The 26,284-nt window shown below is 63.4% G+C and carries 20 protein-coding genes; 7 read left to right on the top strand and 13 right to left on the bottom strand.

The genetic code is table 11. From position 1 onward, the window contains the following. Position 1 precedes the first annotated feature (1 nt). Entirely contained in the window at positions 2-2,116 is a 2,115-nt protein-coding gene (gene recG, locus FNA46_RS03070) for an ATP-dependent DNA helicase RecG (protein WP_142880874.1), read from the bottom strand. Positions 2,117-2,209: 93 nt separating this feature from the next. On the opposite strand from recG, the gene FNA46_RS03075 reads away from it, so the two are divergent. Both FNA46_RS03075 and mfd read left to right on the top strand, forming a co-directional pair. Next, complete coding sequence (locus FNA46_RS03075) at positions 2,210-2,539, top strand: succinate dehydrogenase assembly factor 2 (protein ID WP_142880875.1); 330 nt, start codon at positions 2,210-2,212, stop codon at positions 2,537-2,539. Further along, on the top strand, positions 2,536-6,051 hold the full coding sequence (mfd, locus tag FNA46_RS03080; RefSeq protein ID WP_142880876.1) for a transcription-repair coupling factor: 3,516 nt from the start codon (positions 2,536-2,538) through the stop codon (positions 6,049-6,051). The genes FNA46_RS03075 and mfd overlap by 4 nt, the downstream gene beginning before the upstream one ends. Before the next feature lie 16 nt (positions 6,052-6,067). Here the strand turns inward: mfd and FNA46_RS03085 are convergent, their stop codons facing one another. The 3 genes from FNA46_RS03085 to FNA46_RS03095 are packed head-to-tail and all read right to left on the bottom strand — an operon-like array spanning position 6,068 to position 9,581. After that, entirely contained in the window at positions 6,068-7,003 is a 936-nt protein-coding gene (locus FNA46_RS03085; RefSeq protein WP_142880877.1) for a DMT family transporter, read from the bottom strand. A gap of 58 nt (positions 7,004-7,061) precedes the next feature. Continuing rightward, the gene (locus FNA46_RS03090) at positions 7,062-7,733 is read right to left on the bottom strand and encodes a DsbA family oxidoreductase (RefSeq protein ID WP_142880878.1); all 672 of its coding nucleotides are present in this window, start codon (positions 7,731-7,733) and stop codon (positions 7,062-7,064) included. Between the two features lie 39 nt (positions 7,734-7,772). Further along, positions 7,773-9,581, bottom strand: coding sequence for an extracellular solute-binding protein (locus FNA46_RS03095; RefSeq protein ID WP_142880879.1), 1,809 nt, complete (start codon positions 9,579-9,581; stop codon positions 7,773-7,775). A 274-nt stretch (positions 9,582-9,855) separates the two neighbouring features. Between FNA46_RS03095 and FNA46_RS03100 the strand changes: the two genes are divergently transcribed. Next, positions 9,856-10,488 carry an invasion associated locus B family protein gene (locus FNA46_RS03100; RefSeq protein ID WP_142880962.1) on the top strand — a complete coding sequence of 211 codons (633 nt, stop codon included), beginning with the start codon at positions 9,856-9,858 and terminating at the stop codon, positions 10,486-10,488. Between the two features lie 107 nt (positions 10,489-10,595). Here FNA46_RS03100 and hspQ read toward each other — a convergent pair whose 3' ends face one another. The 4 genes from hspQ to FNA46_RS03120 all read right to left on the bottom strand — a co-directional run bounded on the left by hspQ (position 10,596) and on the right by FNA46_RS03120 (position 13,863). Beyond that, positions 10,596-10,925, bottom strand: coding sequence for a heat shock protein HspQ (hspQ, locus tag FNA46_RS03105; protein ID WP_142880880.1), 330 nt, complete (start codon positions 10,923-10,925; stop codon positions 10,596-10,598). 78 nt (positions 10,926-11,003) lie between these two features. After that, positions 11,004-11,930, bottom strand: a complete 927-nt coding sequence (locus FNA46_RS03110; RefSeq protein WP_142880881.1) for a DMT family transporter — start codon at positions 11,928-11,930, stop codon at positions 11,004-11,006. Between the two features lie 123 nt (positions 11,931-12,053). After that, positions 12,054-13,463, bottom strand: a complete 1,410-nt coding sequence (gene glnA, locus FNA46_RS03115; protein ID WP_142880882.1) for a type I glutamate--ammonia ligase — start codon at positions 13,461-13,463, stop codon at positions 12,054-12,056. A gap of 61 nt (positions 13,464-13,524) precedes the next feature. Continuing rightward, positions 13,525-13,863 carry a P-II family nitrogen regulator gene (locus FNA46_RS03120; protein WP_062554525.1) on the bottom strand — a complete coding sequence of 113 codons (339 nt, stop codon included), beginning with the start codon at positions 13,861-13,863 and terminating at the stop codon, positions 13,525-13,527. A 330-nt stretch (positions 13,864-14,193) separates the two neighbouring features. Between FNA46_RS03120 and FNA46_RS03125 the strand changes: the two genes are divergently transcribed. Next, the gene (locus tag FNA46_RS03125; protein ID WP_142880883.1) at positions 14,194-15,687 is read left to right on the top strand and encodes an NAD(P)H-hydrate dehydratase; all 1,494 of its coding nucleotides are present in this window, start codon (positions 14,194-14,196) and stop codon (positions 15,685-15,687) included. Positions 15,688-15,692: 5 nt separating this feature from the next. On the opposite strand, the gene FNA46_RS03130 is transcribed toward FNA46_RS03125, so the two are convergent. From FNA46_RS03130 to uvrA, 3 genes are all read right to left on the bottom strand, one after another. Further along, positions 15,693-16,241, bottom strand: coding sequence for a GNAT family N-acetyltransferase (locus FNA46_RS03130; RefSeq protein ID WP_142880884.1), 549 nt, complete (start codon positions 16,239-16,241; stop codon positions 15,693-15,695). Further along, complete coding sequence (locus tag FNA46_RS03135; protein WP_142880885.1) at positions 16,241-17,044, bottom strand: DUF72 domain-containing protein; 804 nt, start codon at positions 17,042-17,044, stop codon at positions 16,241-16,243. The genes FNA46_RS03130 and FNA46_RS03135 overlap by 1 nt, the downstream gene beginning before the upstream one ends. 85 nt (positions 17,045-17,129) lie before the next feature. Beyond that, positions 17,130-20,051 (bottom strand): excinuclease ABC subunit UvrA, encoded by a 2,922-nt coding sequence (gene uvrA / locus FNA46_RS03140; protein ID WP_142880886.1) that lies wholly within the window; start codon positions 20,049-20,051, stop codon positions 17,130-17,132. A 265-nt stretch (positions 20,052-20,316) separates the two neighbouring features. Between uvrA and FNA46_RS03145 the strand changes: the two genes are divergently transcribed. Beyond that, positions 20,317-20,874: a single-stranded DNA-binding protein gene (locus FNA46_RS03145; RefSeq protein ID WP_142880887.1), complete on the top strand. Its 558-nt coding sequence runs from the start codon at positions 20,317-20,319 to the stop codon at positions 20,872-20,874. 10 nt (positions 20,875-20,884) lie between these two features. Here the strand turns inward: FNA46_RS03145 and FNA46_RS03150 are convergent, their stop codons facing one another. Continuing rightward, positions 20,885-22,072 (bottom strand): HPP family protein, encoded by a 1,188-nt coding sequence (locus FNA46_RS03150; protein WP_142880888.1) that lies wholly within the window; start codon positions 22,070-22,072, stop codon positions 20,885-20,887. A gap of 113 nt (positions 22,073-22,185) precedes the next feature. Further along, positions 22,186-22,815 (bottom strand): MarC family protein, encoded by a 630-nt coding sequence (locus FNA46_RS03155; RefSeq protein ID WP_142880889.1) that lies wholly within the window; start codon positions 22,813-22,815, stop codon positions 22,186-22,188. Here FNA46_RS03155 and FNA46_RS03160 point away from each other — a divergent pair. After that, entirely contained in the window at positions 22,793-23,035 is a 243-nt protein-coding gene (locus FNA46_RS03160) for a hypothetical protein (RefSeq protein WP_142880890.1), read from the top strand. The genes FNA46_RS03155 and FNA46_RS03160 overlap by 23 nt on opposite strands. Beyond that, positions 23,032-25,863 carry a DNA gyrase subunit A gene (gyrA, locus tag FNA46_RS03165; RefSeq protein ID WP_142880891.1) on the top strand — a complete coding sequence of 944 codons (2,832 nt, stop codon included), beginning with the start codon at positions 23,032-23,034 and terminating at the stop codon, positions 25,861-25,863. The genes FNA46_RS03160 and gyrA overlap by 4 nt, the downstream gene beginning before the upstream one ends. Positions 25,864-26,284 lie beyond the last annotated feature (421 nt).

Genomic DNA, 26,284 nt, shown 5'->3' on the forward strand with positions numbered 1-26,284 from the left:
GTCATCCCGCGCGGAGATACCGGATCGCCTCGTCGCGGCGGTGCAGATAGAGAAGCACGCGCAGCGCCTGTCCGCGCTCGCTGACCAGCTCCGGGTCCTTTTCGATGAGATAGGCCGCATCCTTGCGGGCGATTTCCAGCAGGTCCGCATGAGCTTCCAGGCTTGCGATGCGAAAGCCGGGCGTGCCGGACTGGCGGGTGCCGAGCAGTTCGCCTTCGCCGCGCAGCTTCAGGTCTTCCTCGGCAATCAGAAACCCGTCCTCGCTGTCACGCAGGATGGAGAGCCGCGCCCGGCCTGTTTCCCCCAGGGGGCCTTTGTAGAGCAGGATGCAGGTGGAGGCCTCGTCGCCGCGCCCGACGCGACCGCGCAGCTGGTGCAGCTGGGCAAGGCCGAAGCGTTCCGCATGCTCGATGACCATGATCGTTGCATCGGGAACGTCAACGCCGACTTCGACCACGGTGGTCGCCACCAGCAGGCGCAGCTCGCCGGCCTTGAAGGCGGCCATCACCGCATCCTTGTCGGCACCGTTCATGCGGCCGTGCACCAGCCCGACCTTTGTGCCGAACTGCGGGCCCAGCGCCTTTATGAGAACCGCATGCCGTTCCTCCGCCGACATCAGCTCGGATTCTTCCGACTCCTCCACCAGCGGGCAGATCCAGTAGGCCTTCTTGCCTTCCGCGAGTGCTGCACGTAGGCGGGCGATGATCTCGTCGGTGCGTTCGGTCGGCACGGTCACGGTCTGGATCGGCTTGCGGCCCGCCGGCTTTTCCGTGAGCTTGGAGACATCCATGTCGCCGAAGGCGGCCAGCACCAGCGTGCGCGGAATGGGGGTCGCGGTCATGACCAGCAGATGCGGCGCATCGCCCTTGGCCGTCAGCTTCAGGCGCTGATGCACGCCGAACCGGTGCTGCTCGTCCACCACCGCCAGCATCAGATCGTGATAGATGATGGCATCCTGGAACAGCGCATGCGTGCCGATGACGATCTGGGCTTCGCCCGATGCGATGCGCGCCAGAACCTCCTCGCGCTCCTTGCCCTTTACCCGGCCGGTCAGCACCTCCACCTTCAGTCCGGCGGCTGCGCCGAACCGCTGGATCGTCGCAAAATGCTGGCGGGCGAGAATTTCGGTCGGCGCCATCAGCACTGCCTGGCCGCCGGCTTCCACGACATCGGCCATCGCCATCAGGGCCACCAGCGTCTTGCCGGCGCCGACATCGCCCTGCACGAGGCGCAGCATGCGTTCGCTCCTGGCCATATCGGCGCGGATCTCGGCAATCGCCGTCTGCTGGCTGCCTGTCAGGGAAAAGGGCAGGGCGGCGAGGATGGTGGCGCCCAACCGGCCCGGCACCGCAACCGGCCTTCCGGAGGCCTTGCGCATGCGCTGGCGCACCAGCGCCAGCGACACCTGGCCGGCAAGAAACTCGTCATAGGCCAGCCGGCGGCGGGCCGGCGCGCGGGGATCGAGATCCTGCGCATCGCGCGGATCGTGCAACTGGCGAAAGGCATCCGCGACATCCGGCAGGCCCTGTTTCTGCTGGAGCGCCGCATCCATCCATTCGGGAAAGCGCGGCAGGCGGGCAAGCGCGCCCTCCACGGCGCGGCGGATCACCTTCGGCATCAGGCCCGCCGTCAGCGGATAGACCGGCTCCACCAGCGGCATCTCGCCGGCTTCCGAAACCTTCACCATCAGGTCGGGATGCACCATGGAGGCGCGGCCGTTGAACCAGTCGACCTTGCCGCTGACCATCACCTGCTCATCGACCGGCAGCGCCTTGTCCAGCCAGTTGCCCTTCACCCGGAAGAAGGTCAGCGCCAGTTCGCCGGTCTCGTCCTGCAGGAAGACGCGGTAGGGCTGGTTCGTGTGAGCCGGTGGCGGCTGATGGCGGTCGACACGGCCTTCCAGCGTGACGATTGCGCCTTGCGGGGCAAGCGCGATACCCGGCCGGTTGCGCCGGTCGATCAGCGAGGCCGGCGCGTGGAACAGAACGTCCACCACCCGGCAATCCTCGGCATCCTGCCGGTTCGTGACGCGGGCGATGAGATCGGCGAGCTTCGGGCCGATGCCGGGCAGGCTGGAGACCGAGGCGAACAGGGGATCGAGAAGGGCGGGACGCATGGGGCGCAAAATGCGTCGGAATTTGCCTGCTTGGCAAGGCTGACATTCGCAAGTTTTCATCCTATATCAGCCGCGCAACAAGGTTTTACGCTCATGACAGGACTGTCGCGTTCAAGCGCCGATCTCGATCCCCGGCGCCGCAGAATTCTTTATCGCTGTTGGCATCGCGGCATCCGCGAGATGGATCTCGTCTTCGGCCAGTTCGCCGAGGAGCAGATCGCCACGCTTTCCGATGCCGAGCTCGACGAACTCGAAGCGGTCATGGCCGAGGAAGACCAGGACCTGAACCGCTGGATCACCGGGGCCGATCCGGTGCCACAACACCTGCAGACGCCGATGTTTCAGCGCATTGCCGCTTATCGGCCGGATTTCGACCTCGTGACGAAGGAAAGCCTCGACGAGAAGTTTGGGCGCAGCGAATGATTGCCGGTTTCAGCGCAAAGGCCGTCATCGCCTCGCCGGCGGGCCTCACCATTGCCAATGTGCAGGCCGGCATGGAGCCGCTGCTGCTGGCCGAGATCGCCCGCACCGGCCAGCCGGTTGCCTATGTGATGTCCGACGGCCAGCGCATGGCCGACATCGAACAGATGCTGTCCTTCGTCGCACCCGACATTCCGGTGATGACGCTGCCGGCCTGGGACTGCCTTCCCTATGACCGCGTCTCGCCGAGCGCCGATGTGTCGGCCCGCAGGCTCACCGCACTCTCCGGCCTGATTGCGCATGCGAAGAAGCCGCATCCGGCCATCGTGCTCGTCACCGTCAATGCCATGATGCAGAAGATTGCGCCGGCCGGCGTGATCGAAAGCCTCGCCTTTTCCGCCCGGCCCGGCAACACGATCCGCATGGACGACATTGCCGCAAGGCTGGAGCGTAACGGCTTCGACCGGGTGTCGACCGTGCGTGAAGTCGGCGAATTTGCCGTGCGCGGCGGCATTCTCGATGTCTTCGTGCCGGGCACCGAAGAGCCGGTGCGCCTCGATTTCTTCGGCGACACGCTGGAATCGATCCGCACCTTCGATCCGGCCAGCCAGCGCACGACGGGGCAGGCGCGATCGCTCGACCTCAACCCGATGAGCGAAGTGACGCTGACGCCGGATACGATCAGCCGGTTCCGCAAATCCTATCTCTCCACCTTCGGGGCAGCGACCCGCGACGACGCGCTCTATCAGGCCGTGTCCGAAGGTCGCCGCTATGCCGGCATGGAACACTGGCTGCCGCTGTTCTACGAAAAGCTCGATACCGCCTTCGAGTATCTGAAAGGCTTTCGGATCGTCACCGACCATACGGCGCGCGAGGCGGCGCAGGAACGCTCCAAGCTGATCCACGACTATTTCGAGGCGCGTCATACAGCTGGCCAGACCGGCAAGGCCGGCATGGCGCAGTCGACACCCTACAAGCCCGTCTCGCCCGGCCAGCTCTATCTGGATGGCTCCGCTTTCGTTCGGGAACTGGATGCCGCCAGCGCCATTCGCCTGACCCCCTTTGCCGAAATCGACGCGCAGGCCAAGCGCGTGGTGACGCTGGAGGCGCATGCCGGTCCGCGCTGGGCCAAGGCGCAGGCCGAGGCCGAGCAGCAGAACCGCGACGAGCGGGTCAACGTCTTCGATCTCGTCGTCAAGCACATTGCCGACAAGCGGGCCGGCGGCGCCAAGGTTCTTGTCACCGGCTGGTCGGCGGGCTCGCTCGACCGCCTGCTGCAGGTGCTGGACGAGCACGGCTTGAAGCGCATCAAGCCCATCGAAAAGCTGTCGGATATCCGCAACCTCGCCAAGGGCGAGGCGGCATCCGCCGTGCTGAGCCTCGAAGGCGGCTTCGAGACGGGTGATCTCGTCGTCATCGGCGAACAGGACATTCTTGGCGACCGCATGGTGCGCCGCTCCAAACGCCGCAAGCGCGGCGCCGATTTCATCTCGGAAGTGGCCGGCCTCGACGAAGGTTCGCTCGTCGTGCATGCCGAACATGGCATCGGCCGCTTCGTCGGTCTGGTGACGATCGAGGCGGCCGGCGCGCCGCGCGCCTGCCTGGAGCTGCATTATGCGGATCAGGCAAAGCTGTTCCTGCCGGTCGAAAACATCGATCTCCTGTCGCGCTACGGCTCGGATGCCGCCGAAGCCCAGCTGGACAAGCTCGGTGGCGGCGCCTGGCAGGCGCGCAAGGCCAAGCTCAAGAAGCGCCTGCTCGACATGGCGGATGCGCTGATCAAGCTTGCCGCCACCCGCATCACCCGCCGCGCGCCGGTTCTCGCGACGCCCGAAGGGCTCTATGACGAGTTCGCCGCCCGTTTCCCCTATGACGAAACGGAAGATCAGGCGAATGCCATCGATTCGGTGCGCGAGGATCTTGCCGCCGGCCGGCCGATGGATCGTCTCGTCTGCGGCGATGTCGGCTTCGGCAAGACGGAGGTGGCGCTGCGCGCCGCCTTCTTCGCCGCCATGAACGGCGCGCAGGTGGCCGTCGTCGTGCCGACGACGCTTCTCGCCCGCCAGCACTTCAAGACGTTTCGCGAACGCTTTCGCGGGCTGCCGATCCGGGTGGAACAGGCCTCGCGTCTGGTGACGGCCAAGGAACTGAACCAGACGAAGAAGGATCTCGCCGAGGGCAAGGTCGATATCGTCGTCGGCACCCATGCGCTGCTCGGCACCGGCATCAAGTTTGCCAATCTCGGCCTCCTCATCATCGACGAGGAGCAGCATTTCGGCGTGAAGCACAAGGAGAAGCTGAAGGAGCTGAAGAGCGACGTGCATGTGCTGACGCTGTCGGCCACGCCGATCCCGCGCACGCTGCAGCTTGCCATGACCGGGGTGCGTGAGCTTTCGCTGATCACCACGCCGCCGGTCGACCGCATGGCGGTGAGGACCTTCATCTCTCCGTTCGATCCGCTGGTCATCCGCGAAACGCTGATGCGCGAGCACTATCGCGGCGGCCAGAGTTTTTACGTCTGCCCGCGGCTGGCGGACCTGCCGGATATCCAGGCCTATCTGCAATCCGACGTGCCGGAGCTGAAGGTGGCGGTGGCCCACGGCCAGATGCCGGCGGGTGAGCTGGAAGACATCATGAATGCCTTCTACGACGGCAAATATGACGTGCTTCTGTCCACCACCATCGTCGAATCCGGCCTCGACGTGCCGACCGCCAACACGCTGATCGTCCACCGTGCCGACATGTTCGGTCTTGCCCAGCTCTACCAGCTGCGCGGTCGCGTCGGGCGCTCGAAGGTGCGCGCCTTTGCGCTGTTCACCCTGCCGGTCAACAAGCAGCTGACCCAGACCGCCGAACGCCGCCTGAAAGTGCTGCAATCACTCGATACGCTGGGCGCAGGCTTCCAGCTGGCGAGCCACGACCTCGATATCCGCGGCGCCGGCAATCTCTTGGGCGAGGAACAGTCCGGCCATATCAAGGAAGTCGGCTTCGAACTCTACCAGCAGATGCTGGAGGAGGCCGTGGCCGAGGTGAAGGGCGAGGACGAGGTGCTCGACACCGGCTGGTCGCCGCAGATCTCGGTCGGTATCACCGTGATGATCCCGGACAATTACGTGCCGGACCTGCATCTGCGCATGGGGCTTTATCGTCGCCTCGGCGAACTGACCGAACTCTCCGAGATCGATGGCTTCGGCGCGGAAATGGTCGACCGCTTTGGGCCGATGCCGGTCGAGGTGCAGAATCTTCTGAAGGTCGTCTACATCAAGTCGCTCTGCCGCATCGCCAATGTCGAGAAGCTGGAGGCAGGGCCGAAGGGCATCGTGCTGCAGTTCCGCGACAAGCAGTTCCCCAACCCGGCGGGCCTGGTCGGTTACATCGCCAAGCAGGGTACGATGGCAAAGATCCGCCCCGACCACAGCGTGTTCTTGACCCGCGACCTGCCGACGCCGGAAAAGCGGCTGTCGTCGGCCGCGCAGATCATGGCGCAGCTGTCGGGACTGGCGAAGGAAGGGTGACAGGCGGGGAGGGCGCTCAGCCCTCCTCTTCCGGCTTTACGGCAAGCGCTGCCTCGGTCTTCCCGGCAACCGGCGGCGGGAGAGCGGTGCCGCGCTTGCGTTCGCGCACCAGCGTCAGCAGGCCGGAGCCGACGATGAGGGCGATGCCGAGGCCCATCCACAGATCGACGCTGTCGCCGAAAATGAGATAGCCAAGCAGGATCGCCCACAGCATCTGGCTGTACTGGATCGGCGTGACGATGGCTGCCGGCGCGTAGAAGGAGGCGACCATCAGAAGCACGGTGCCGACGGCGGCGAGCACGCCGAAAACGATCAGCAGCAACAGGTCTTTGGGGGTCGGCACCATCAGATGCGGCAGCATGGCGAGGCCGCAGACGACGAGGGCGCCCATCAGGCCCGCGCCATACATCGAGATATTCTTCTCGCTCGGCCCCAGATAGCGGTAGATGATGACGGAAACGGCGCCGGTGAAGCCGGAGGCGAGCGCGGTCACATGGCCGAAGGACAGTTCGCGGAAACCGGGCCGCAGAACGATCAGCACGCCAATGAAGCCGACAATGACCGCCGCCCAGCGCTTTGCCCCGACCTTCTCCTTGAGGAAGATCACCGACATGATGGTGGCAAACGACGGCAGCAGGAAGATGAGGCAGAAGGCCTCCGCCATCGACAGTTCGGTAAAGGCGATGATGCTGCCGACGGTGCCGATCGAGGAGCAGAGAAAGCGGAGCAGCCAGAGCGGACGGTTGGTAGTGCGCACCATGTCGCGCCAGCTGTCGCCGCGCTTCAGGAGGAAGGGCACGGCGAGAATGCCGGCCAGCGTGCCGATGAAGCCGGCCTCGAAGGGCGGCACGCGGCCTTCCACCAGCTTCACGGCGGCATCGCTGAAGGAATAGGCGGCAAAGCAGAGAAAGGCGATCAGCACGCCCTTCAGGGTCGAATCGGAGGAGGACAAGCGCGGCGTTCCGGCAGGAGGGATAATCCTGCCGAATTAGGGCCGCATCCCGCGTGCGTCAATTCAGATTTGCACGCGCCTCGGCCTTGGCGGCGGCGATCTGGCGGAAGGCGTTTGCCAGCACGTCCGGCGTCTGGGCACCGCTGACGGCATATTGCTGGTCGATGATGAAGAAGGGTACGCCGTTGACGCCCATTTTCTGGGCCGCCTCGATTTCGCCGACCACCAGATCCCTGTCCGCATCGGAGGCGAGAAGGGTGGCGATCACCGCGCGCTCAAGCCCCGCCTCCTCGGCGATGTCGAGCAGAACGGCATGGTCGCCGACATTGCGGCCCTGTTCGAAATTCGCCTTGAACAGGGCGGTCACGACCCGGTCCTGGTGCTCGCGGCTTTCGGTCATCGCCCAGTGAATCAGGCGATGGGCATCCAGCGTATTGGGGCCGATCAGGATCGCATCGAAATCATAGGCGATGCCCACCTCGCGGCCGAGATCGGTCAGCATGGCATGGGCGCGTGCCACGGCATCTGCGCCGCCGAGCTTGGCGGCGAGTGCGGCCTTCTGGTCGACGCCTTCCGGCGGATAGTCCGGGTTCAGACGGTAGGGGCGCCAGTTGACGTCGATGCCCACCTCGTCCTGCACCTCGGCAATCGCCAGTTCCAGCCGCGCCTTTCCGAGATAGCACCACGGGCAGACAACGTCGGAAACGAGGTCGATGGTCAGTCTTTCCATGGCAAGCGATCCTTTGGCTGGGGCGGACTTCGGCGCAAGTCACTGCGCGCGCTGATCCCACCAGGTTGGCAATTGATAGCCGTAAAGCGGCACGGCCTGTGGATGCGCGATCTGCTTCCAGCGCGCAACCCATTGATCGCCGATATGATAAAGAGGCACGAGATAGTGACCGGAGAGCAGCAGCCGGTCATAGGCGCGAACGGCAGTGGTAAAGTCGTCGCTGCTGCGGGCGTTCAGCATCGCGGAAATCACCCGATCGACATCGGGATCGGCAAGACCGGCAAAGTTGAAGCTGCCCGGGCGATCCTTCGAATCCGAGCCCCAGCGTCCGATCTGCTCGATGCCGGGGGACAGCGAGGAGGGATAGGACTTCATGATCACGTCGTAATCGAAGGTACCGGAGCGGCTCTGGTACTGCGCGTCATCCACCGTGCGAATCGAGATCTCGACACCGATCATCTTCAGCGTACGCTGGTATGCGATCGCCACCTTCTCCTGATCCTGGTTCTGCGTCATGATCTCGAAAGCCAGCGGCACGCCCGCCGCATCGACCATTCTGCCGCCGCGGATCGTGTAGCCGCCGGCCTTCAGGAGATCGACCACCTGGCGCAGCACCTTGCGATCGCTGCCGGAGCCATCGGTGGCAAGCAGCGTCGGCTTGCCGGATAGAAGGTCCGGCGACATGCGCGCGGCGGCGGCACCCAGCAGGGCGCGCTCCTTCTCGTCAGCGGGATGGCCGAGAGAGGAAAGCTCGGAATTCTGCCAGTAGCTCTGGGTGCGGCTGTAGGCGCCGTCGAACAGGTTGCGGTTCGCCCATTCGAAATCGAAGGCAAGCGAAAGCGCCTCGCGCACCTTGTCATTCTGGAAGAGTGGCCGGCGCAGGTTGAAGACGAAGCCCAGCATACCGGTCGGCAGTTCGGGCCGGAACGTATCCTTCACGACCTCGCCACTGGTGACGGCGGGGAAATCATAGGCGCGTGCCCAGTGGGTCGGATTGCCCTCGAGATAGACATCGATCGCGCCCTTCTTGAAGGCTTCGAACAGCGAGCTTTCCTGCAGGAAATATTCGACCGAAATCTCGTCGTAATTGTCGAAGCCGATCTTGGAGGGCAGGTCCTTGCCCCAGTAATCCGGATTGCGCTCGTAGACGATCTTCTGGCCCGGAGAGACCGACTTGATGCGATAGGGGCCGGAGCCGATCGGCACCTGCAGCGTCGACTGGTCGAACGTGGCAGGATCAATGGCATGCCTGGGCAGGATCGGGGTGGCGAAGGCGAGAATCAGCGGGAACTCGCGGTCGGCCTTGTCGTTGAAGGTGAAGCGGACGCCATGCTCGCCGACCTTCTCCATCCTGTCGACCGGCTTCAGGCGGTTGCTGAAGGGCGTACGGCCCTTGTCGCGCAACACCTCGAAGGAGAAGATCACGTCGTCTGGCGTCACCGGCTGTCCGTCCGACCACCTGGCCTTCGGGTTGAGGTTGAACTGGATATAGGTGCGGTTCTCGTCCCATTCGACGCTTTCGGCGAGCAGGCCATAGAGCGTGAAGGGCTCGTCGGCCGAGCGCACCATCAGTGATTCGTAGAGCAGGTTACCGAAGATATTGTCCCATATGCCGCGTGCGGTGGTGCGAATGCTCTTGAGATTGAAGGGGTTGAGGCTGTCGAAAGTGCCGACGACGCCGTAAGCCACCTTGCCGCCCTTCTTCACATCGGGGTTCACATAAGGAAAATGCGTGTAGCCGGCGGGGAGCGCCGGCGTCCCATGCATGGCAATGCCGTGGACCGGTTCGGCAAAGGCCTGGCCGGCAAGACAAAACAGGGCGAGGGAAAGGGTCATCAGACGGCGCATGGTCCTGTCTCCACTGCATTTCTTGATTCGCCGCACGGTAACCGATCGCATCTTCAAGACCAACATCGGCGAAATTTTCGCGCCGCGAAACGTGTCTTTGACACCGGAAACGAAAACTAGGACTGGATATCGCGGCCACTGCAATGTAACAGGTTTGGCCGGACGGGCGGGTCATTCAATTGCCTCATTTGAACGACAGGTGGTGATCCACGACCCCGGCATGGCGCGGCTTGCCGCTGCGCCGCAAAACCGCTTTCAGGAGACGGATCTCGGTATGATGCTCAAGGCAAACAAGGTTCTGCGGACAGCAATGTCTGCCCTCGCACTTTCCATCGGCGCTGCGCCTGTCGCTGCCCTGGCCCAGACTGCTGCCCCGGCCGGTGGCCCGCCGCTCGGATGGTTCAAGACCTGCGACAAGCAGGACGACAGCGACGTCTGCGCGGTGCAGAACGTGATTCTCTCGCAGAACGGCCAGCTGATCACGGCCGTTGGCCTGATTACGGTCGAAGGCAAGGTCAACCGCAAGATCCTGCAGGTCTCCGTTCCGTCCGCTCGTCTCATCCAGCCGGGCGTGATGATGCAGATCGATGGCGGCAAGGGCCAGAAGATCGATTACGTGCTGTGCATTCCGGATCGCTGCACGGCCGAAATTCCGCTGACGGACCCGATGATCGCAAGCCTGAAGAAGGGCAATGAAGTGGTCTTCACCTCGGTGAACTTCCGCCGCGCCCCGAACCCGATCAAGGTTCCGCTGAACGGCTTCAGCAGCGCTTTCGATGGTGCGCCGATCTCGCAGTCGCAGCTCGCCGAAAGCCAGCGCAGCCTGCAGGAAAGCATGCAGAAGAAGGCTGAAGAGGCCCGCAAGAAGCTGGAAGACGCACAGAACGCTGCCAAGACCGGCAACTGATCCGTCCTTGGGACAGATCCAGACACTGGAAGAGACGATGAACGACGCTGCAGCCTGCAGCGTCGTTTTTATATGGCCTGTCGAGTGACCGGCACCACATCCGGGCGTCAATGGGCCATGATTGCCTTCGGCTTCAACTGGCCGGTTGGCGCCTGCTCGAAGATCTGCGCGATCTGCGGGTTCTTCAGCGGCTCGTTGCTGTCGTCATGCACGAGATTCTGCTCGGAGACATAGGCGACATAGGCGGTCTCTTCGTTTTCCGCCAGCAGGTGGTAAAAGGGTTGATCCTTGTGCGGGCGGATCTCCGGCGGAATGGAATTCCACCACTCCTCGGTGTTGGCGAATTCGGGATCCACATCGAACACAACCCCTCGGAACGGGAAAACCCTGTGGCGAACGACTTCGCCGATCGTGAATTTTGCGTTTCGTTGTTTCATGGCGCGGACTTCCTTTCGCAGTCCATGTGGGAATTCACAAAACTGACATCAAGAGGGCAAGTCCAGCCACAAGCGAAATCATGCTTTGGCTTCAGCAACTTGGCGGATTTGTGTCGTCGCCAGCACAACTCCGCCGGTGACCAGCAGAATGCCAAGCGCATGATAGGCTTCGAAGCGCTCGCCAAGGAACAGCACGGCCATGACGATCGAGACCGGCGGCATGAGGTAAAGGGTAACACCGGCCCGCGCCGCGCCGAACACCATGACCGAATGCTGGAAGGAATAGAAAGCGGCAACCGAAGCGAACAGGATGATGCCTGAAAGCTTGACCCATGCACCACCGGTATGGGGCAAGGGGGCGCCGGCAAGCACCTCGATCGCCGCCGGCGGAAACAGCACCACGGCACCGGCAGCTGCCAGAAGGGCAAACAGGGAGAACGGCGCAATGCCGCGAATGGCCGGCCGCCGCAGCAGCATGGAATAGGCAGCAAAGGCGATGGCGGCCAGCAGGATGCCGAGATCGCCGATGTTGAAGATGAGATGCATGAGTGCTGCGACATCACCCTTCAGCACGATGGTGGCAACGCCGCAAAAGGCGATGATCATGCCGGCAACCTCCCGCAGCACCAGCCGGCGCCCCTGGAACAGCCACTGGAAGAGGATGATGAACAGGGACGAGGTCGTATAGATCAGCGTCGCATTGGAAGCCGTGGTCAGCGTCAGTGCCCAGTAGACGAAGCCGCCGCAGATGCCCATGCCGAGAATGCCAAGCGTCAGCCAGAGCAGCGTGTGGTGGCGCACGAAGGCCAAGAGCCCGCGCCAGTCTGCGATGACGAAGGGCAGGATCAGCAGCGTCGCGCCCATCCAGCGGATGAAGGCCGTGATGAAGGGGCCGATTTCTCCGGTGATGCCGCGCCCGAAGATCAGGTTGGAGGAGAAGAAAACGGGCGCGGACAGAAGGAGAACCCAGTCGATGGCGCTTGGCCGGCCTGCGGCATCCGTCATGGCAAGGGTCTCCGGTCTGGTGTTCAGGCAACCGTCCTTCCCTGAGGCCGGCCCAAAGAAAAACCGGCAGGCGTGCCTGCCGGTTCGGGATCTGGAGGTCGCCGAGGCGACCGCTGCGGCCGATCAGGCCGAATAGTACATGTCGAATTCGACCGGATGCGGGGTCATTTCGAAACGCATGACTTCCTGCATCTTCAGTTCGATATAGGCATCGATCTGGTCGTCATCGAAGACGCCGCCGGCGGTCAGGAACTTGCGATCCTTGTCGAGGCTGTCGAGGGCTTCGCGCAGACTGCCGCAGACGGTCGGGATCTTCTTCAGTTCCTTCGGCGGCAGATCGTAGAGATCCTTGTCCATGGCCTTGCCCGGATGGATCTTGTTCTTGATGCCGTCGAGGCCGGCCATCAGCATGGCGGCAAAGCCGAGATAGGGGTTCTGGGCCGGATCGGGGAAGCGCACTTCGACGCGCTTGGCCTTCGGGCCGGAGCCGAACGGAATGCGGCAGGAGGCCGAACGGTTGCGCGCCGAATAGGCCAGCAGAACCGGTGCTTCATAACCCGGAACCAGACGCTTGTAGGAGTTGGTCGTGGGGTTGGTGAAGGCGTTGATGGCCTTGGCATGCTTGATGATGCCGCCGATATAGTAGAGGCAGCTTTCCGACAGGCCCGCATATTCGTCGCCGGCGAAGGTCGGCTTGCCGTCCTTCCAGATCGACTGATGCACGTGCATGCCCGAACCGTTGTCGCCGAAGATCGGCTTCGGCATGAAGGTGGCCGTCTTGCCATAGGCATTGGCAACCTGGTGCACGACATACTTGTAGATCTGCATCTTGTCGGCATTGCGCACCAGCGTGTCGAACTTCACGCCAAGCTCGTGCTGGGCGGATGCCACTTCGTGGTGGTGCTTTTCCACGACCACGCCCATTTCGGCGAGAACCGTCAGCATTTCCGAGCGCATGTCCTGCAGGCTGTCGACCGGCGGAACCGGGAAATAGCCGCCCTTGACGCGCGGACGGTGGCCGAGATTGCCCGTCTCGTAATCGGTGTCGTCGTTCGACGGCAGTTCGGAGGAATCAAGCTTGAAGCCGGTATTGTACGGATCGGCCTTGTACTTGACGTCGTCGAAGACGAAGAATTCCGGTTCGGGGCCAACGAAGACGGTGTCGCCGATGCCCGACGCCTTCAGATAGGCTTCGGCCTTCTTGGCGGTACCGCGCGGATCGCGGTTATAGGCTTCGCCAGAGACCGGATCGAGAATGTCGCAGATGACGACCATGGTCGACTGCGCGAAGAAGGGGTCCATGTGCACGGTGGCCGGGTCCGGCATCAGCACCATGTCGGACTCGTTGATGGCCTTCCAGCCAGCAATGGAGGAGCCGTCGAACATGACGCCATCGGCGAACATGTCCTCGTCGACCGCCGAAACGTCCATCGTCACGTGCTGCAGCTTGCCCTTCGGATCGGTAAAGCGCAGATCGACGAACTTGACGTCGTTCTCCTTGATTTGTTTCATGATGTCGCTTGCGGTCGTCATGGTGTCTCCCTTGGATATTATGAGGTGATGCCGATACCCGGTTCTTTGCAGCCGGATTTGTCTAGATTGCGTCGACGCCGGTTTCGCCGGTGCGGATACGCACAACTTCCTCGACGTTGGATACGAATATCTTGCCGTCGCCGATGCGTCCAGTCTGGGCGGCGTTGCGGATGGCATCGATGACGGCATCGACGTTCTCGTCGGCCAGCACGACCTCGACCTTCACTTTCGGCAGGAAATCAACGACGTATTCGGCGCCGCGATACAACTCCGTATGCCCCTTCTGGCGGCCGAAACCCTTGGCCTCCGTTACCGTGATCCCCTGCAGTCCGACCTCTTGAAGCGCTTCCTTAACTTCGTCGAGTTTGAAAGGCTTGATGATCGCTTCGATCTTTTTCATGAGAAAATGTCTCTCCGCTTCTCCCTTGGGAACGGGCCCATACCCGATCGCCCATCATGATGCAGGTATCGTGCCAAACAGGGACGGGCTTTGCCGGAAAATCCCGTGACTTGCGGCAAGGCCTCCTCCGCCTTTGTGATCCCGAAGGCAGGCTAGGGTTTCCCGCGACCGGTTGCAAGAGGCGTCGCGGGCGTGACGGTGCGGCGGGATAACATGACCAAATTGATGGCAAGACATAATGCGCAATTTGTCGTCAAATGCATATTTTATAATCATAATTGCCATAAATTATCCGCTTGCGTTTTAAGACCGGTCCGTTTCAATGGCCATATGCTTTCAAATGCGACAGCTCTTCTGACACCGGGTGAAATGGCGCGCGTCGATGCGGCAGCGGCAGCATCCGGCCTTTCCTCCTTCGGCCTGATGGAGCGCGCAGGGCAGGCGGTGGCTGCGGCCGCGTTGAAGGCCTATGCGTCAGCGCTGCGTTTTGCCGTGCTGTGTGGGCCCGGCAACAATGGCGGCGATGGTTATGTGGCTGCGCGGGCGCTGCGTCAGGCCGGCGCGGACGTGGTGGTGCACGTGCTCGGCGACCCCGACAGACTGCCGGCAGACGCGCGCCTTGCCTTCAATCTCTGTCCGATCCCAGGCCAGCCGCTGGCAGACTATCGGCCGCGCCCCGGCGACGTGGTGATCGACGCGCTCTTCGGCGCCGGCCTGTCACGCGATGTGCCGCAGGCGGTGGCCGATATCATTACGCGGGTGGCTGACGCGGCATGTCCGGTGCTTGCCGTTGATCTTCCCTCCGGTCTCTGCGGCGCGCGCGGGCTGGTTCTCGGCAGCGCCTTCCGGGCCGAGCGGACAGTCACCTTCATGACGAAAAAGCCCGGTCATCTGCTGATGCCGGGACGCGACCTGTGCGGCACGATCGAGGTTTTCGATATCGGAATTCCCCGCCGCATCGTTGCGGCGGAGGCCGGCCAGATGGCCTTGAACGGACCGGCCGTGTGGGGAAAAACCATGCCAAGGCTTCAGGGCGAAACCCACAAGTATCGGCGGGGCCATCTCGCGGTCTTCAGCGGCCCTGCCGCGCAAACCGGGGCCGCCCGTCTCTCCGCAACCGCCGGCCTCAATGCCGGGGCAGGGCTGGTCACCGTAGCAGCCCCGTCTGGTGCGCTTCCCACGCTGGCAGCGACGCTGACCGCAGTGATGGTACGACCGATTGACGACACGGAGGCGCTGGGCCAATGGCTGCAGGCGGCCAAGCTCTCCGCCTTCGTCATCGGCCCGGGATTTGGTGTGGGCGAGCGGGCAAGGCAGTTCGTCGCTATGCTGTCGAAGCGTCCGCTGGTGCTGGATGCCGATGCCATCACTTCCTTCGCGGCCTGCCCTGAGGATCTGTTTGCGCTATTTCGGACAGGCCCTGCACGCCTGGTGCTCACGCCGCATGAGGGGGAGTTCGGGCGTCTTTTCCCGGATCTTTCCGCCGACGGACGGCGCGGCAAGCCCGAAAGGTCGCTGGCGGCCGCAGAACGATCCGGCGGCGTGATCGTCTGCAAGGGGGCGGATACGGTGATCGCGGCACCGGATGGACGCATTCTCATCAATGACAATGCGCCGCCCTGGCTTGCCACCGCCGGTTCCGGCGACGTGCTGGCCGGTATCGTCGGCGCGCTTCTCGCGCAGGGCGTGCCGGCCTTCGAGGCCGCCGCCGCCGGTGTATGGTTGCATGGCGCTGCTGCCGTTCATGGAGGGCCGGGCATGACGGCGGAAACGCTGGTGCAGCAGGTCAGACCCTTCGAGGCTCTTTCCATGCATGCCGGCTGACCGGTTTATCCGGCAAAGTCGAGCAGCATCGCACAACGCCGGGCGGGATCGAGGCCCTTCAACCTTTCGCTGTCGAGGATCTGCCCAAGTCTCTCCGGAACGGCAGCACCTTCCACCATACGGAAGCCGAGGTTTGCATAAAAAGGCGCGTTGAATGGCGCAAGACGATCCGTCGTCAGCGAAGCGCCGCAAAGCCCCCGGGACATTGCCTGCGCCAGCAGCGCCTGCATCAGCCGCCGGCCGATGCCGCGGCGCTGCCAATCCGGATGAACATCCATTTCGCCGACATGCAGCCGGCCCTCCAGAAGAGTGCCACCGGCATAGCCAACGGGTTTTGCGCCAGCAAAGGCGGCGACGAGAAACCCCGCATCGAGATAGGCTTGCAGTTCTAGAGCGCTGCTGGCGGCCGGTTCGCCGGACACGGCGCCCGCACGCCGCAACGTCTCGAAGGCGGCGAGTTCCACGGCGCGCAGCGCGGCAAAATGCTCCTTGCCGGCCGGAGCCACATGCAGGTCTGCCTCTGCCGAAGCGGCGGCATTCTCCGTCGCGCCCATCACCCGACCGCCTTCTGCAACAGGCGAGCGCCATCCGGCGCATTCACCTTGCCGCCGGTGATGAAGAAGGCAAAGACATCGCGCGGGTTCTTTTCCGCGTGCCGACCCGGAGCGTTGAGCGGCAGGTCGGGCGGCACCTCGCCCGACGCATAGACCTTCAGGCGCTCGCCCCAGCCGGCAACCGCCTCCGGCGGATAGCAGGTGGCAACCTCATCACTGCCCTTCTGCAAACGTGCATAGACGAAATCCGCCGTAACATCGGCAAACATGGGATAGTCGGCGTGATCGGCACAGACGGCCGCCACCTTGTATTTCGCCAGCAGTTCGACAAAGTCAGGCGTGCAGAAGCTCTCGTGCCGCGGCTCCACCACATGCCGCAATGGCAGACCGTCGAGCGACGGCGGCAGCAGGGCGAGAAAAGCCTCGAAATCCTCCGGCTCGAATTTCTTGGTGCCCATGAACTGCCAGAGGATGGGGCCGAGATGCGGGCCGAGTTCGGCAATGCCCTGGCCGAGAAACTTTTCGATCGACGGCCCGGCCTCGGCCAGAACCTTGCGGTTGGTACAGAAGCGGCTCGCCTTCAGCGAAAAGACAAAACCGTCCGGCACGTCCGACGCCCATTTGGCAAAGGTTTCGGGCTTCTGGCTGGAATAATAGGTTCCGTTCACCTCGATGGCGGTCAATTCGCGGCTGGCAAATTCCAGCTGCCGCTTCTTCGGCAGCTTTTCCGGATAGAAGCGGCCCTCCCAGGGATCGAAGGTCCAGCCGCCGATGCCGGTACGGATGATGCCGGATTGGGTCATGACAAGCCTCCCGTGGGACGATGACGCGCAAGCATTCATGCACGCCCCGCATCTCGAAATGTCGACATCTACGGGAGACGGCGGATCACTCCGCCGCCTCGACCTTCTTCACCGGCCGTCGTGCCAGCAATTTCTTGAGGAACTGGCCGGTATAGGACCGCTTTTCCTTGACCACATCCTCCGGTGTGCCGATGGCCACAACCTCGCCGCCGCCGGTGCCGCCTTCCGGGCCGATGTCGATGATCCAGTCGGCGGTCTTGATGACCTCCAGATTGTGCTCGATCACCACCACGGAATTGCCCTGGTTGACCAGTTCATGCAGCATTTCCAGAAGCTTTGCGACGTCATGGAAGTGCAGGCCGGTGGTCGGCTCATCGAGAATGTAGAGCGTGCGGCCGGTGGAGCGTTTCGACAATTCCTTGGCGAGCTTGACGCGCTGCGCCTCGCCGCCGGACAGCGTATTGGCCTGCTGGCCGACCTTGATATAGCCGAGCCCCACCTCGAACAGCGCCTGCAGCTTGTCGCGCACGGCCGGCACGGCGGAGAAGAACTCCACGCCTTCTTCCACCGTCATGTCCAGCACGTCGGCGATCGACTTGCCCTTGAAGGTGACGTCGAGCGTTTCGCGGTTGTAGCGCTTGCCGTGGCAGACATCACAGGTCACGTAGACGTCCGGCAGGAAGTGCATCTCGATCTTGATGACGCCGTCGCCCTGGCAGGCCTCGCAGCGGCCACCCTTGACGTTGAAGGAGAAGCGGCCCGGCTGATAGCCGCGCGCCTTGGCCTCCGGCAGCCCCGCGAACCAGTCGCGGATCGGCGTGAAGGCGCCGGTATAGGTGGCCGGGTTGGAGCGCGGCGTGCGCCCGATCGGCGACTGGTCGATATCAATGACCTTGTCGACGAATTCCAGGCCATCGATCCGCTCGTGCTCGGCCGGAATTTCGCGCGCGCCCATCACGCGGCGGGCCGCCGCCTTGTAGAGCGTCTCGATCAGGAAGGTGGACTTGCCGCCGCCCGACACGCCGGTCACCGCCGTGAACAGGCCGAGCGGCACCGAAGCCGTCACGTTCTTCAGATTGTTGCCGCGCGCGCCGACAACCTTGATTTCCTTGCCCTTCTTGGGCTTGCGCCGCTCGGCCGGCACCGCCACGCCGAGTTCGCCGGAGAGATACTTGCCCGTCAGTGATTTCGGGTTGGCCATCACCTCCTTCGGCGTGCCGGCCGCCACCACCTGGCCGCCATGCACGCCGGCGGCGGGGCCGATATCGACGACGTAATCGGCCGTCAGGATCGCATCCTCGTCATGCTCGACCACCAGCACGGTGTTGCCGATATCGCGCAGGTGCTTCAGCGTGTCGAGCAGGCGTGCATTGTCGCGCTGGTGAAGACCGATCGACGGCTCATCCAGCACGTAGAGAACACCGGTCAGGCCCGAGCCGATCTGCGAGGCGAGCCGGATGCGCTGGCTTTCACCGCCCGACAGCGTGCCGGAAGAACGAGACAGGCTCAAATAATCGAGACCGACATCGTTCAGAAAGCGCAGGCGGTCGCGGATTTCCTTGAGAATGCGCACCGCGATCTCGTTCTGCTTCGCCGTCAGCTTGTCCGGCAGGGCCTCGAACCAGTCGCGCGCCACCTTGATCGACATGTCGGTGACTTCGCCGATCTGCAGGCGGTCGATCTTCACCGCCAGCGCCTCCGGCTTCAGGCGAAAGCCGCCGCAGGCGGGGCAGGGCGCGGCCGACATGTAGCGCTCGATCTCCTCGCGCGCCCAGGCGCTGTCGGTCTCCTTCCAGCGGCGCTCCAGGTTCGGCACGATGCCCTCGAAGGTCTTCGTGGTCTTGTAGGAGCGGGCTCCGTCGGCATAGTTGAACTCGATCTTCTCCTCGGTGCCGTGCAGGATGGCCTTCTGCGCCTCCTTCGACAGCTTTGACCAGCGATCAGAGAGCTTGAAGCCGAAGACCTTGCCGAGCCCCTCCAGCGTCTGGTTGTAATAGGGCGAGCTGGATTTGGCCCAGGGCGCGATCGCGCCGTCCTTCAACGTGCGATCCTGCTCGGGGACGATCAGGTTCTCGTCCACCTTCTGCTGCGCCCCCAGACCGTCGCAGGTGGGGCAGGCGCCGAAGGGATTGTTGAACGAGAACAGCCGCGGCTCGATCTCCGGAATGGTGAAACCGGAAACGGGGCAGGCGAATTTTTCCGAAAACAGCACCCGCTCGTGGGTTTCGTTCAGCGACTTGTTGGCCGAACCGCCGGCCGCCGTTTCCTCCGGCGGCAGAGGCTTGTCGGCAAATTCCGCCACAGCCAGGCCATCGGCGAGCGTCAGGCAGGTTTCCAGACTGTCGGCAAGGCGCGCACCGACATCGGGACGCACCACGACGCGATCCACCACCACGTCGATGTCATGCTTGTACTTCTTGTCGAGCGCCGGGACCTCCGCGATCTCGTAGAACTGGCCATCCACCTTGACGCGCTGAAAGCCCTTCTTCATCAGCTCGGCGAGTTCCTTCTTGTACTCGCCCTTTCGCCCGCGCACCATCGGCGCGAGAATATAGAGGCGGGTGCCTTCCTCGAAGGCCAGCACGCGGTCGACCATCTGGCTGACCGTCTGGCTTTCGATCGGAAGTCCCGTGGCCGGCGAATAAGGCACCCCGACGCGCGCGAAGAGAAGGCGCATGTAGTCGTAGATCTCGGTGACGGTGCCGACGGTCGAGCGCGGGTTCTTCGAGGTGGTCTTCTGCTCGATGGAGATCGCCGGCGACAGGCCGTCGATCTGGTCGACATCCGGCTTCTGCATCATCTCGAGAAACTGCCGGGCATAGGCCGACAGGCTTTCGACATAGCGGCGCTGGCCCTCCGCATAGATCGTGTCGAAGGCCAGCGAGGACTTGCCCGATCCCGAAAGGCCGGTCATCACGATCAGGCTGTTGCGGGGCAGATCGAGATCGATGCCCTTGAGGTTATGCTCGCGGGCGCCGCGAATGGAAATCGTCTTGAGTTCGCTCATCGTGAAAAGCTCTTTGGGAGGACAAGCCCCTTATTTAGTGATCCGGTGGCTTCTGTCGAGGCAAGACTGCCGCAAGATCCGGGCTTCGACTCGCTCCTACGCAGCAGGCTGTTGACAGGATCATAGCGGAATACTAGAACAAATAAAGAACAAATTTGCCTGTGGATTAAGGCAGCATCCTTTCCTGCGGGCGGGAGGGATGGTTTACACTGCTTCATCCAACGGAATTGAAGTGCCGCGTGATGGCGGCAGACAAGGTGATGAGATGGCTGGCAGCGTCAACAAGGTAATCCTGGTCGGGAACGTCGGGGCGGATCCGGAAATCCGTCGCACGCAGGACGGCCGGCCGATCGCCAACCTGCGCATCGCGACGTCCGAAACCTGGCGCGACCGCAACAGCGGCGAACGCCGGGAAAAGACGGAGTGGCACACGGTTGTGGTGTTCAACGAGGGCCTCTGCAAGGTTGTCGAGCAGTATGTGAAGAAGGGCGCCAAGCTTTATATCGAAGGCGCGCTGCAGACCCGCAAGTGGCAGGACCAGAACGGCAACGACCGCTACAGCACGGAAGTGGTGCTGCAGGGCTTCAACTCGACGCTGACCATGCTGGACGGTCGCGGCGGCGATGGCCCGAGCATGGGCGGCGGCAATGCCGGCTATGGCGGCGGTCGCAATGTGGGCAACAGCGGCGGCGGCGATTTCGGCGGCGGCTATGACGATTATGATCGCGGTGGCCCGTCCTCCGGTTCCGGTTCCAGCCGCGGCGGCGCCTCGTCCGGTGGCGGTGGTTTCGCCCGCGATCTGGACGACGACATTCCGTTCTGATCGATCCGTTTTACGGGTTCACGGTGGCCGGCGAAGCACTGCTTTCGCCGGCCTTTCTGTCTTCGAGCATGGCGACAAGGGCATCGGATTGCGAGAGGATGCCGGCCAGTCGGCTGTCGTCGCGCACCACGGGCATGTCGTGAAGTCCGCCTTCGGCAAAGGCGATGATGGCATCGGCAATCGGCGTGTCCGGTCGCACGGTCCTGACCGGCGAGGTCATGATGTCTTTGACCGTATCGTTTGGCGCGCTGGCACCGGCAAGGATCAGTCGCAGGCGTTGTCCGAACGCGATGCGCGGGCGCCCCGCCACCCAGCGCGGCTTGTGCAGGAAATCCGTCTGCGTGACGATGCCGACCACCCGCGCATGGTCGTCGGTGACGGGCAGGGCGCGGAACCGGTGCCGGCGCATCAGCTCATGCGCCTCCCGCAGGCTGGTATCCGGCGCGACGGCCACCACGTCGCGCGACATGATGCTGGCACACTCCACGTGCCGGGCGCGGCGGCGATAGGAGCGCAGTTCGGTGCGCCGCAGGATGGTTTCCAGATCGCCGCGGTCGACATCGAGAAACTGGTCATAATCCTTCAGCACCGCGTCGAGATCCTCGCTGGCAAAGCCGATGCGGGCGAACGGGGCAGGATCCGCTGTCGCGTGGGAACGCGCCGACGGTCGCAGCCGGTGCGGATAGACACCGCCCGTCAGGCGGTGAAATAAAAGTCCCGCGACGAGCAGCAGCAGGGAATTGCCGATGACGGGCCAGAGCGCAAAGCCGAAGCCGAGTTCGCGCACCGCCGCACCACCGACCACGGCCGTCAGCGCCACAGCGCCGCCCGGCGGATGCAGGCAGCGGCAGGCCGTCATGACGGCTATCGCCAGAGCGACGGCAAGCGCCGAGGCGAACAGGGCATCCGGTACCAGCATGGCCGCAGCGACCCCGACGACCGCAGAGAGGCCGTTTCCGCCGAGAACGGACCATGGCTGCGCCAGCGGACTGGCGGGTGCCGCAAACACAAGGACCGCAGAGGCACCCATCGGCGCAATCAGGGCCGGCGCAGGCAGGCCTTGCCTGAGGGCAAGCAGACCACCGGCCGCCGTCAGCGCGATGCCGGCGAGAGCCCCAAGCGGCGCACGGATGCGCTCGCGCAGGCTGAGAGGCATCGGCGAAGGCAGGAAGCGGTCGAGACGGGAGAGTAGCGTCATGTCGGAAGGTCTTCGATTGCAGGCAAAGGGGCAGGACGGGTGAGACTCTGCCACCACACACGCGGGCGGCAAGCAACGACGAGGGCGAGTTATGGTGTGGTTGCAGCCAACTGTCAGAGGGCAAAGGCAGAGCGGATTCCATCGACGACGAACTGCACCGAAAGGGCGGCGAGCAGCACCCCCAGCAGACGCGTCAGAAGTGCGCGGCCGGTGACGCCGAGAAAGCGATCGAGCCGCTGCGCCACCATCAGCGCCACAAGCACCGTTCCCATGGCGATTGCCAGCATCACGATCAGGAGCGCCCGATCAAGCGGAGCAGCGAAGGAGCCGGCCAGAAGCACGGTAGCGGAGATCGCGCCCGGCCCCGCAATCAGCGGCAGGGCCAGAGGAAAGACGGCGATATTCTGGATGTGATCGATGGTGATTGCCACCTTGGAGGTCTCCTCCTTGCGGTCATTGCGGCGCTGGAAGATCATCTCGAAGGCGATCCAGAACAGAAGCAGGCCGCCGGCAATGCGAAACGCGCCCATGGAAATGCCGAGTACGGAGAGAATACCGGCGCCGAACAGGGCAAAGACCGTCAGGATCGAAAAGGCGATCAGGGTTCCGCGCAGCGCCACCTGCCGCCGCTGGGCGGTATCGAGCCCCGCCGTCAGCCCCAGAAAGATTGGCGCCAGTCCCGGCGGATCGAGCGTGACGAGAAGTGTCGTGAAGGCGCTCATGATGCTGTCGGCGCTGGTCATCAACGGACCTCCTCTCGCTTGGCTGCCCCGGCTTGCTTGCCGCAATGGCTCCACATTGATAGAACACATCCATGAAGGAAAGGCTTCATTGCGCCAAATGGCCCCGGCGCATCCCGAAGGCGCAAAAGTCTGTTTAAAACCGGCCCGCAAATTGGCGTTTGCGCTGCCCTTCCGCTATAAAGAAACAACTGATTCCGAACAGAGATCGTATCCGATTTGACTGAGCAGAGCACCCCCGGCGGCGGAAAGCTGCCTCCCGGCATCGAACCTATTTCCATCATGGAGGAGATGCAGCGCTCCTACCTCGATTACGCCATGAGCGTGATCGTGAGCCGCGCGTTGCCCGATGTGCGCGACGGTTTGAAGCCGGTTCATCGTCGCATCCTCTACGGCATGTCCGAACTGGGCATCGACTGGAACAAGAAATACGTCAAATGCGCCCGCGTGACCGGCGACGTGATGGGTAAATACCATCCGCACGGCAATGCGGCGATCTATGATGCACTGGCGCGCATGGCGCAGGACTGGTCGCTGCGTCTGCCGCTGATCGACGGTCAGGGCAATTTCGGCTCGATTGACGGCGATCCGCCGGCGGCCGAACGCTACACCGAATGCCGCCTGCAGAAGGCGGCCCATTCGCTGCTCGACGACCTTGACAAGGAAACCGTCGATTTCCGCGACAACTACGACGGCACGCTGTCGGAACCCGTTGTTGTGCCGGCTAAGTTTCCGAACCTTCTGGTCAATGGCGCGGGCGGTATCGCCGTCGGCATGGCCACCAATATTCCGCCGCACAACCTCAGCGAAGTGATCGACGGCTGCATCGCCATCATCGACAATCCGGCCATCGAACTGCCGGAGCTGATGCAGATCATTCCGGGTCCCGACTTCCCGACAGGCGCGCTGATCCTTGGCCGTTCCGGCATCAAGGCCGCCTATGAGACCGGTCGCGGCTCGGTGATCATGCGCGGCAAGGCCCGGGTCGAGCCGATGCGCGGCGACCGCGAGCAGATCATCATTTCCGAAGTTCCCTACCAGGTGAACAAGGCGACGATGATTGAAAAGATTGCCGAATTGGTGCGCGAAAAGCGCATCGAAGGCATTTCCGACCTGCGCGACGAAAGCGACCGCCAGGGCTATCGCGTGGTGATCGAACTGAAGCGCGATGCGAATGCCGAAGTGATCCTGAACCAGCTCTACCGCTACACGCCGCTGCAGACCTCGTTCGGCTGCAACATGGTGGCGCTGAATGGCGGCAAGCCGGAACAGCTGACTCTGATCGACATGCTGAAGGCCTTCGTGACCTTCCGGGAAGAGGTCGTTAGCCGGCGCACGAAGTATCTTCTTCGCAAGGCGCGCGAGCGCGCCCATGTGTTGGTGGGCCTCGCCATTTCGGTCGCCAACATCGATGAAGTTATCAACCTGATCCGCCGCGCGCCGGACCCGCAGACGGCCCGCGAGCAGCTGATGGAGCGGCGCTGGCCGGCCCATGATGTCGAGTCACTGATCCGCCTGATAGACGATCCGCGCCACCGCATCAACGAGGACGGCACCTACAATCTCTCGGAAGAGCAGGCGCGCGCCATTCTCGAACTGCGTCTGGCCCGCCTGACGGCGCTCGGCCGCGATGAAATCGCCGATGAGTTGAACAAGATCGGCGCCGAGATCAGCGATTATCTCGACATTCTCTCCTCGCGCCTGCGCATCCAGCAGATCGTCAAGGATGAGCTGACCGCCGTACGCGACGAGTTCGGCACGCCGCGCCGCACCGAGATCATGGATGGCGGCCCGGACATGGACGATGAGGATCTCATCGCCCGCGAGGAAATGGTCGTCACCGTCTCGCATCTCGGCTATATCAAGCGCGTGCCGCTGACCACCTATCGCGCACAGCGTCGCGGCGGCAAGGGCCGCTCGGGCATGGCGACGCGCGACGAGGATTTCGTCACCCGCCTGTTCGTGGCCAACACCCACACGCCGGTGCTGTTCTTCTCCTCACGCGGCATCGTCTACAAGGAAAAGGTCTGGCGCCTGCCGATCGGCACCCCGCAATCGCGCGGCAAGGCGCTGATCAACATGCTGCCGCTGGAACCTGGCGAGCGCATCACCACCATCATGCCGCTGCCCGAGGACGAAAAGAGCTGGGAGAACCTCGACGTGATGTTCTCCACGACGCGCGGCACCGTGCGTCGCAACAAGCTCTCCGACTTCATCCAGGTCAACCGCAACGGCAAGATCGCCATGAAGCTGGAGGAAGAGGGCGACGAGATTCTGTCGGTCGAAACCTGCTCGCCGCCGAGCCCGGAACTCAATCTGCCGGGTGATGACGTTCTGCTGACCACCGCGCTCGGCCAGTGCATCCGCTTCCCCGTCGATGATGTGCGTGTGTTTGCCGGCCGCAATTCGATCGGTGTGCGCGGCATCACGCTGGCGGACGGCGACCGCCTGATCTCCATGACCATCGTCAGCCACGTGGATGCGGAGCCCTGGGAGCGTGCTGCCTATCTCAAGCGTTCGGCCGCCGAGCGTCGTGCCGCCGGCGTCGATGAAGAGGACATCGCTCTCGTCGGCGAAGAGGTGACCGAAGAGGGTCAGCTCAGCGACGAGCGCTATGACTATCTGAAGGCGCAGGAGCAGTTCGTCCTGACGATCTCCGAACGCGGCTTCGGCAAGCGCTCCTCGTCCTACGATTTCCGCACCTCGGGTCGTGGCGGCAAGGGCATCCGCGCCACCGACACCTCGAAGACAGCGGAAATCGGCGAGCTGGTCGCCGCCTTCCCGGTCGATGACAAGGATCAGCTGATGCTGGTCTCCAATGGCGGCCAGTTGATCCGGGTGCCGGTCGACGGCATCCGCATCGCCAGCCGCGCCACCAAGGGCGTCACGATCTTCTCCACCGCCAAGGACGAGAAGGTGGTGTCCGTCGAGCGCATCAGCGAGCCGGAAGGCGATGACGAGGCAGGCGGCTTGCCGGAAGACGTGACCACGGAAACCGGCGATCCCGGCGCAGCCGCGCCGGAAGGCGAGGGCGGGGCCGGGGCCGAGTAAGGCCCGGCCCACCGCTTGCAGCCTCTGCTGCGGCAAACGAACAATATGAAAAAGGCCGCGCTTCGAAAGAGACGCGGCCTTTTTCATGTCTGGAAGAGGCGAGGGTCATGCTTTTGCCGTCAAGCGCTTTTTGCACTTGAAATGCTGAAACCGCGGCATGAAAAAAGCCGGGGCCCGAGAGCCGCCGGCTGTTTGTTTTCAAAACCGGCATCTGCCGGTTCCTCATGTCATCAGAACGCGCTGTGCCTGCGGGCAAAATCACGGAGATTTTGCCGTTCGCGACGAAGGTCTGCGATGGTGGAGCTCACGGATGCGACGAACATGGTGCTGATGGAACCGGCAAGCACAATCATCGTAACGTACATCGGAACTCCTTTCATCGATGCCGACCTCAGTAGTAGGGCTGCTCCACCACGTGGCC

The sequence above is a fragment of the Affinirhizobium straminoryzae genome, assembly GCF_007004135.1.
Lineage (GTDB): Bacteria > Pseudomonadota > Alphaproteobacteria > Rhizobiales > Rhizobiaceae > Neorhizobium > Neorhizobium straminoryzae.